Here is an 8420-nt window from a genome sequence, read left to right on the forward strand (position 1 = left end):
TGGTGCGCTATAGTGGATATATCCAGTAACTTCGGGCTGTTGAGGCTCGAATGAATCGCTATAGTGGAAAGATCCAGTTACTAAGTGCTGTCGAGCCCCGGATGGAGAAACTATTGTGCGTTTCATTTTCTTGGAAATTGGTTACTTGGGAGATTTGAGCGCATATTTGCGCTCATCCTGCTCCTTTTGGTCCGATCGGGCCGGCTGCTGCGTTTTGTAAACCGGGCGTTTGCCCAATACGCGGATGACGCTGCGAAGCGCCGAAGGCGTAGGGGCAGCCGGCCATCGTCCGGGTGCGGCGAACTGCGCTTCCTCGATCCAGCTGACAAGCCGGCGGAGCGCATCCTGCTGCTCCGCCGCGAGAGCCGGTTCAGCGGCGAGCGCGTATTCCCGCGCGGTCAGCCGCGGGGCGTGATCGCCGAAACGGCGATGAAGCAGCGGCGCCAGCGCATCCGCGACAGCGGCGAAGCTGGCGCGCAGGCGCGCATCCGCGCCGCGCGGCGCGGCGGCATAGCCGCGTCCGCGTGCTTTGGCTCGGCGCGGCGGCATAGCCGCGCCGGTTTGTCGCAAGCGCGAGTCCGCGGCTTGCGGAGCGGGGTCGGCTCCGCCGACGAGCTTTGCGACGTCGGCGTGAGCCGCGCCATAGCGGCGCAGCGCCAGCGCCAGGCGAAGCCGCTGGCGCTGCGCCGCGGCAATGGCCGCGCCCGCGAGCGCTAGCGCGGCCGCGCCTGCGGCGCCTGCAGCGGCGGGCGAAGCCGCCGCCGCGCCCTTGGCGGCGCCCTGCGCCGCCTGCGCGAGGGCATCCGCCCCGCGCGCCACGGCAGAGGCGGCATAGCCCGCCGCCGCCTCAAACCAAGCCGCGAGGCCCGCGAAGCTCGCCTCGCCCAACCGCCAAGCTCCGCCGGCTTCGCCCGCTTCACTCCCAAGGTCCGCGGCTGCAAGCTTGGCCGCGGCTCCGTCTGCGCCGTCCGCAGAACCGGCGGATGCGATATGGACGACGCCGTTAAATCCCGGCGTCGGATCGAAGGGCACCCAGCCTGCGCCTGGGAAATAAACCTCGACCCACGCATGCGCATCTGAGCCGCGCACCTCGTAGGCCACCAGCTCCGCAGCTCTCTCGCTGCCCTCATTCCGGCTCTCACTATACTCGCGCTCGCTGCCCGGGCTGCCCTCATTCCGGCTCTCACCATACTCGCTCTCACTACTCGAGTTGCCCTCATTCCGGCTCTCACCATACTCGCTCCCACTACTCGAGTTGCCCTCATTCCGGCTCTCACCATACTCGCTCTCGCTGCCGCGCTGGCTCTCCTGATTACCAGCCACATTCCCGCTAACAGCAATCTCCCCAACCGGTGTCCCGGCAGTAAAGCCCTTCACCCATCTGGCAGGGATGCCTTGCGAGCGAAGCAGCACGACCATCGCGCTGGAGAAATGCACGCAATAGCCTTGTCGCTTATCAAACAGGAAATAATCGACGAAATCGCTGCCTTCCGGCGGCACCGAGCTGCCGGCAAGCGTATAGGCGTAATTTTCTTTCAAAAATTGTTCAATCGCCTTCACCTGATCATAACGGCTGGTCACCCCTCCGCCGGCGACCTCCGCCGCTAATGCAGCCACGCGTCCGGGAAGCGAGCCCGGCAACTGCAAATACGGTTCCAGCTCAGCCTCAAGCTTTTCATCCGAAGACAACGAAGCTGCACTTGACCCTTCATCTTCGAAGTCCGCCGTCAATCCGCCTTCCGATTCTCCGTCCAAAAGCCGCAATTGCGCCTCATCCGTAATCGCCATCACGCTTTCCACCGTGTATTGCTCCACCTTCGCCGTTTCCGAAGGGGCATACATAGCGCTTGAATCTTCATCGAAAACGTAGCTGCCCAGCTTTCGGCGGGGATCCGCGGCGACGAGATCGGTCACTCGGCCGAATAGTCCGGACGTAAACAGCGGCATCGCTGCCGTCGGATCCTTCCATACGACCGTTTGACGAATAACGGGTCCTTGCAGTCCATTGCCCGCTGCCAGCGCTGCTTCCCCGGATGCCTTACCGTCTGCACCGCGAATGGGAAACAGCACGGTGCTGCTCCAGTCATCGCTCCAGCCGCGTCCGTCGTACAGCCGTTTCGATTCCCCGCGCCAATAAGCTTTTACCGCAGAGCTGCCCGTAAAGATAACCCGATTATCCTTCTGCACGGGAGCGCCCAGCTCCCTGTCGTCAAAGCCATAGCCGGTAAAAGCGCCGCCCAATCGTCCCGCGCTCGCTTGTCCCATAACAGATGCCGCTTCCGACTGATTTCCAAGCGAGCGAACGGCATTTTCCAATCGGTCGTTCATGGACGCCGTCCAGCTCGCGGGCGGCAGCGCGGATTCCCGTCCGTTCGAGAACAATAAGCTGCAGCCGATAATCGTCAGCACGACAAAAGCCGCCCCGAACAGCCAGCGCATATCCAGCCCCTTGAGCTTTCCGATTCCTGTCTCGAATATACGCTGAACGCGCGGAACGGAAACAATCGCGCCCAACAGAAGCCCTTCGGCCGCGGTTCGCATTAAGCTGCCCATTATGTCAAATCCCAGCCATACGTGCAGCGTAATTAAATAAACGACCGTTATGCAAGCAAGGCCGAGCGCGGTCTGACGCATCCATAGCAGCGCCTGCAGAGCCGGCGCCAGCATCGCCCAGCCAATGAACAGGAGCATCGTCCGCAGCTCGCCGGACATGGCCCAAAGCCCATTTTTAACAAGGAGCAGAAGATGATCCTTCAACATGCCGGGAAATGCTATTATCCATTGCATGCCGCTTTGGTCCGGGCCTTTATACAGCCACATGAGGCTCAGCACGCAAAGCACCGCATTCATCGACAGGGTAACGCCCATCGGCATTCGAAATATGCCGAGCATCAGAATGCAGCCGATCACGAGAAGAAGCGGTCCGGGATGATAAATAACCGACCATTCGCCGGCATTCACCCAAGGCAGCAGCCACTCGGCCAGCAAACCGAATAATAGAGCGCTCGTAACGAATCGGTAGGCAAAAGATTCTTCAGCCGCTTCACCGCTTATCAGCCCTTCACCCGCCTTCGTGCCGAGCCGGCCGCTCTCCGCGGACGCCTTCCCTTTATTGCCGCCGCCATTATCATTAAGCGTATTCATGCGCATCGCCTCCTTCCTCTGCGTAAGGAAGCTCGCTCATGCCAGGAGGTACATACAGCCACGTCACCTTGACTCCGCCGGCTTCAAGCCATTTTTGCTGCTCACGCATCGCGAAGGAAGGCACGCTGTTTCTTGTGACGATAAACAGCTCCTGTCTGCAGCCTTGCTCAGCCGCATAGCCGGCCAGCTCTCCCCAGTTCCGTCCGCCTCTCCAATCCGCCGTAAATACGAGGATCGTTCCGCCGCGGGTAAGTGTATAGCCATCCTTCACGAGGCTTCCGGCCATGGAACCCTTCCCGTCCGCACGCAGCAAGGCCATTCTGCGCAGCATAGCGGATGTGCCTCCGCGCATTTCCCCGCAGGCAGATTGCTCCGTCACGGTCATGCCTTCTGCTGTCAGCAGCGTCACTGCACTGCCCAAAGCGGCCGCTTGCTTGACTGCAAGGGCTGCCCAGCCTACGCATGCATCGAACAAGCGGTCATCAAGGTCATAAGCAGAGACGGCCGAATCAATCGCAATAAACGTTATATTGGGCTGCTCCAGCGAATGAATCCTCGTGTACAGTCCCCTACCTTTGGCCGCGCTGCGCCAATCCAAATGCCGCAGTGAATCGCCCTCCCGATAGGGTCTGCTGTCCGGTCCGATTCCCGCGGCTCTGACCGCTGCGATGATCTCTTCGCGGCCAGCCGCCCCGCGTGCATCGGGAGCCGCTCCAGCCAATCGCGACTCAGGCGAACCGGCGTCTGCGTCCCCCCTCCGGTCACCAAGTCCGATATCCCCGGTTTGGGGCAATCCCGGAAGAACGACAAACTCCGCCCTGCTTTCTATTCTTTTATGAATCGCTGTCAATCCCAGCCAGTCGCCTACCGTAACCGAAACATGGCTATACGGATGCCGGCCGCGGTATAATTTACGAAGCGTATACCGAATGGTCGACTCCTTCCGCAGCAGCGATCCAAATACGGTACGGAAGCTAATGCCGCGTTTTGCGATCGAGCTCTCGTTCACCGTTTCATCCCGCAAAGCGACCCAAACCAGCGGAACGCAATAGGAACGCTTGAGCGTTAATTGAACCTCTACCTGCCCGCCCTCGCCCGTTTCCTGACGCGTCAGCGACCGGACGGCCGTCAAGCCGGCAGCCGCAATAACCGGCGCTAGTCCGCTGGTGATGATAATCCCGCTAAGCACCGCTGCCAAAAACCATTCAACCGCGCCGCCGCGCAGCACTGTGGCGGCTATGCTGCAAATCCAACCCGCAGCGATTACCGTCCAAGCGATCCATCTCGTGCGGTATATGCCGCCAAGCAGCAGCTCCCCCGTTTCCGAGGCAGCTCCTTGCTTAACGGCATGTGAACCGGTGCGGTTCCCGCTTAGCCAAATACCGTTATCCAAGCGCTGCGTATTCGTCCGTTCGGCAACTTGACCGTTTTCTGCATCATCAATACGGCCAGCTAATCCCTCGTTCTGAACCGTTTCATCCTGATTAAAAGCATTCATCGGCGTTTCCCGCCTCCAAAGCCGCTTCCTGCGGCAGCGGGCAGCGGGCATTCGCGAATCGTCCGGCGAATGACGGCAGCGGAATCGGCGCCGGCCGCGGCAGCGCTGTAGCGGAGCAATAGGCGATGCGGCAGCACAGCGTCCGCCGTCGTCAGTAAATCATCCGGCACCGCATAGCTGCGCCCTTCCATATAGGCGCTCGCCTGCGATGCCCTCAGCCAATCGCGCAATGCGCGGGGGCTAAGCCCAAGCACCGCCTCCGGCGCCCGGCGGGTCGCATCGGCTACCTGCACCATATATTCGAGCAGCGCCGGATGCATATGCGTCTGCCGCGCCTCCGCCTGCATTTGCAGCCATTCCTCCGTTGCAATGACGGGGCGAAGCCGCTCCGGCTCAATCCGACAGCCCCCCGCGTATTGCTCCAGCATCCGTTTCTCTTCAGCAGGTCCGGGATAGCCGATCGTCAGCCGCATCATAAAACGGTCAAGCTGCGCTTCCGGCAGCGTATTCGTCCCCTCGAAGCTGAGCGGGTTTTGCGTAGCGATCAGCATAAACGGAACCGGCAGCTTGCGGGTTTTGCCCTCTACCGTAACGCGTCTCTCCTCCATCGCCTCAAGCAGCGCCGACTGGGTTCGCGGCGACGTGCGATTGATTTCATCGGCCAATACGACATTGCCCATAATAGGGCCGGGGCGGTAGACAAGCTCGCTGGAGCGGGCATCAAGCACAACGCCCCCGACGATATCGGCCGGCAGCATATCGGACGTAAACTGAATTCTTTTGAAATCGCCGCCCACCGCTCTGGCAAAAGCTTGCGCAAGCAGCGTCTTGCCGACGCCAGGCACGTCCTCCAGCAGCACATGGCCGCCGGCCAGCATCGCAATTAACGTATTTTTAATGACCTGCTGCTTGCCTAGCAATACGCTCTCTACCTTTACTAGTAAACGATGCAGCAGCACCTGCGGCGCTTCCGGCCAATGACTATAGCGGTTTTCTTGCACATCCTCAGAAAATTGGGGAGAAATCATAATGTCTTTCGCCTCCTGAAAAATAAATCTATCTACTTTTCAGTGTCCCCAGCTTTCTCTCTCTTTAGACCTGCTAGAAGCCTTTCTATTATTCGGCTACCCAAATTTCGCGCTGACGGTCATTGTAAACGAAACCGGCAATGCCGATCCCGAAAGCTTGCAGCGTTGCCCGTATAGGGACGACTGCCTGCTCCGCCTGCCCGGCGGTCGGCTTCCCGGTCGTATCGAACAGCCACACCGCGCGTTTTCCATTCATTTGCGCCTCAATCACGCCTTCTTCCAAATCAAGCTCCGCGCTGCCGCCGATCCACGCCATCAGCTTAAGCAGCGGCACCTCCGTCGAGCCATCGCGGAGCCCATACTCGCCGGGATTAAGCTCCAGCCGCTCCTCCCCCCGATGCAGCACAAGCTTCGGTTCCGCCAGCTGCGTTTGTTCCGCCAAATCCGTTTGTCTCGATGACTTTGTCTGCTTCGTCGGTCCAGTCTGTTCCGCAGGCTCCACTTTCACCTGGCCGACGCTCCGTCCGAAAGCCTCTGAGAACCGCGCCAGCTCTATCCCTTCCGCCTTCGTCACCTTCGCTCTAGTCCACTTTTGCTTATCGGCTACGCGGAATTGGATCGGCTCGACTTCTTCCGTTAACGGGGCAAAAGAATACCCTTTCCCCTTATAGTATTTAATAATAGCCGGCAAAGCTTTGACCGATTCCTCATGCCCGGCGCTGTCATGCAGCAGTACGACCAGCTTATTCACCAGTCTGGAGCCTTTTATAGTTGCAATGATTTCCGATGCCGGCACGCCGCGCCGCTTCGAATCTCCGCTGTCCACGTTCCAGTCATGCACCTGATAGCCGGCTGCCTTCATCGCATCGAAATAGCCTTGATCAAAATTGGTGTACGTTCCGCCCGGCGCGCGAAACAGCGTCGTTCTAACGCCCGTCGTCTTATAGATCAGCTCGTCGGTTTTGGCCACCTGTTCGGAAAACTCCGCAAAGCTGCCGTAAAGCTTCGCATATTTATGATTTAAGGTATGATTGCCAATCGAATGGCCCTCCTCGATGATTCGTTTCGCGATTTCCGGCTGCTGCCGTACATGATCCCCCAGCACAAAGAAAGTCGCCTTTATCTCTTCCTCCCGCAAAATCTCAAGCACCCGCTCCGTGTTTTTGCTCGGCCCATCGTCGAAAGTCAAATAAACGACCTTATCGCTTGCAGGAGACGGCGTCGGCACGATGGCAGCCTCCGCCTGCTTGTCCCGCTCCGCGTTCTGACCAGCTTCTTGCGGCGTCTGCTTCTCCTGTCCCTCTTTCCGGTGAGCTTCATCAGCTAAAGGCTTGTTCCGCACATGTTCCACCTTTTTGCCAGATTCATAGACTGCCGGCTCAGCAAGCAACGGCTTGGTGTCATAAGAAGATGCAGCCGCAACAACCGCCGCAGCCTGCTGCGCGCTCCCCGCCTCTATCGCCGCTTCACCGTTATACGGAGCAAAGCCTCCCGGCTCAAACAAGCCAAACCATACGACCATCGCACAAATCGCCGCCTGCATTACTCGCTGCATCAAACCTGCCACCCTTCTCTACCTCCGAATATGCACCCTCGTACATTCTGATAGATTATATGAACGGCAGCTCTAGTAAATGACAAGACTAAAGACGTACTAAAGACTCAATCTTATACATTACTGAGGAAAACCTCACTAGCGATGAAACTACCTTCACGGGGAATGAGGTTTTCCTCACTAAATCAAACGATGTACCATGAACCATTGATAATAGTGATGTTAGCCTCTCTAAATAATGAGTTTTACTCATTAATACCAAGAGGCTATTTATACAAACAAAAAAACGTCCGGCATAACCCGCATATTGCGGCGTTACATCAAACGTTTTTTACAAATATCAATTCATATCGCTCCGTCGTACTGGGGATACTGTGCAGCCAGCTTCCTCCGGAACGTTTGCACAAAAGTCCACAGAAGCTTCTGCAGGTCTTTGTAATCCTCTGGAAGAGGCATTGAAAACAGTCCGCGCTTATCGACATCCTTAAGCAAAATATCGCAAAACCGATCCAGCATAAAATCATTATACGCAGCGTCGTTCAATCTCAGGCTGAACAAAACCTTATGCATCAAAGCGACCGTTTCTGAAGGAACTGCTGCCGAATACGTGGAGTCTGCCAATGGCAGGAGATATTTTAAATAAGATGCTCTATGATTTTCTTGAGAGGCAACCGCAATTTTATCCAGAACCTCATCAGGATGAGACAGCTCGACACCAGACTCCAACCACTTCTCAGCCAAACCGTATACATACTGTCTGAACGCAGCCTTATAAATCTCCTCGGGTATTTTAGTTTTCGGAATCATCGAATCTCACCTCGGAGTAATTCTTAACTAATTCGGGACTATCGTTAAACCAATGCAAATTCCACTGCCCAAACATAGCATCTAACATACTCGTATCGACCACGCCCTCTTTGATCATCTGGATCATATCAACCCTATCCTTACTTCGAAATGCTCCCAGCTTGGTGAACCAGATATCATGCGAATCCACATATTTGACCGTCAGACTCCGATATCTCTTATCGACTTCTTTAGCTCTCGTCGTATAATCCGTCGGAAGATGAATACTCCCACCACTTACCGATGCAGACGCTTCGGCTGAAGTGGGGGTTTCTGATGTATCGTCCTTACTTATTTCAGGATGCTTAACACCAGTGGAGTTGACACATTGATGGTCTGGTTACCACCC

At 57.1% G+C, this 8420-nt stretch carries 6 protein-coding genes; all 6 read right to left on the reverse strand.

The features are described from left to right. Nucleotides 1-141: 141 nt before the first annotated feature. A complete protein-coding gene (locus tag L1N85_RS19260) occupies nucleotides 142-3144 on the reverse strand; it encodes a transglutaminase-like domain-containing protein (RefSeq protein WP_235240670.1) in 3003 nt (1000 codons plus the stop codon). Beyond that, nucleotides 3131-4642, reverse strand: a complete 1512-nt coding sequence (locus L1N85_RS19265) for a DUF58 domain-containing protein (RefSeq protein WP_235240671.1) — start codon at nucleotides 4640-4642, stop codon at nucleotides 3131-3133. Before L1N85_RS19265 ends, L1N85_RS19260 begins: the two co-directional genes overlap by 14 nt. Continuing rightward, nucleotides 4639-5670, reverse strand: a complete 1032-nt coding sequence (locus tag L1N85_RS19270; RefSeq protein ID WP_235240672.1) for an AAA family ATPase — start codon at nucleotides 5668-5670, stop codon at nucleotides 4639-4641. The genes L1N85_RS19265 and L1N85_RS19270 overlap by 4 nt, the downstream gene beginning before the upstream one ends. Before the next feature lie 88 nt (nucleotides 5671-5758). Beyond that, nucleotides 5759-7225, reverse strand: coding sequence for a polysaccharide deacetylase family protein (locus tag L1N85_RS19275; RefSeq protein ID WP_235240673.1), 1467 nt, complete (start codon nucleotides 7223-7225; stop codon nucleotides 5759-5761). A 345-nt stretch (nucleotides 7226-7570) separates the two neighbouring features. Further along, nucleotides 7571-8032, reverse strand: a complete 462-nt coding sequence (locus L1N85_RS19280; protein WP_235240674.1) for a hypothetical protein — start codon at nucleotides 8030-8032, stop codon at nucleotides 7571-7573. Next, entirely contained in the window at nucleotides 8016-8366 is a 351-nt protein-coding gene (locus tag L1N85_RS28015; protein ID WP_407946519.1) for a DUF6036 family nucleotidyltransferase, read from the reverse strand. Before L1N85_RS28015 ends, L1N85_RS19280 begins: the two co-directional genes overlap by 17 nt. Nucleotides 8367-8420 lie beyond the last annotated feature (54 nt).

It is taken from the genome of Paenibacillus alkaliterrae (assembly GCF_021532375.1).
Lineage (GTDB): Bacteria > Bacillota > Bacilli > Paenibacillales > Paenibacillaceae > Pristimantibacillus > Pristimantibacillus alkaliterrae.

Coding starts and splice junctions, on each gene's coding strand:
- L1N85_RS19275 (WP_235240673.1), bottom strand. CDS start 7,225: ATGCAGCGAGTAATGCAGGCGGCGATTTGTGCGATGGTCGTATGGTTT.
- L1N85_RS19280 (WP_235240674.1), bottom strand. CDS start 8,032: ATGATTCCGAAAACTAAAATACCCGAGGAGATTTATAAGGCTGCGTTC.
- L1N85_RS19265 (WP_235240671.1), bottom strand. CDS start 4,642: ATGAATGCTTTTAATCAGGATGAAACGGTTCAGAACGAGGGATTAGCT.
- L1N85_RS19260 (WP_235240670.1), bottom strand. CDS start 3,144: ATGAATACGCTTAATGATAATGGCGGCGGCAATAAAGGGAAGGCGTCC.
- L1N85_RS19270 (WP_235240672.1), bottom strand. CDS start 5,670: ATGATTTCTCCCCAATTTTCTGAGGATGTGCAAGAAAACCGCTATAGT.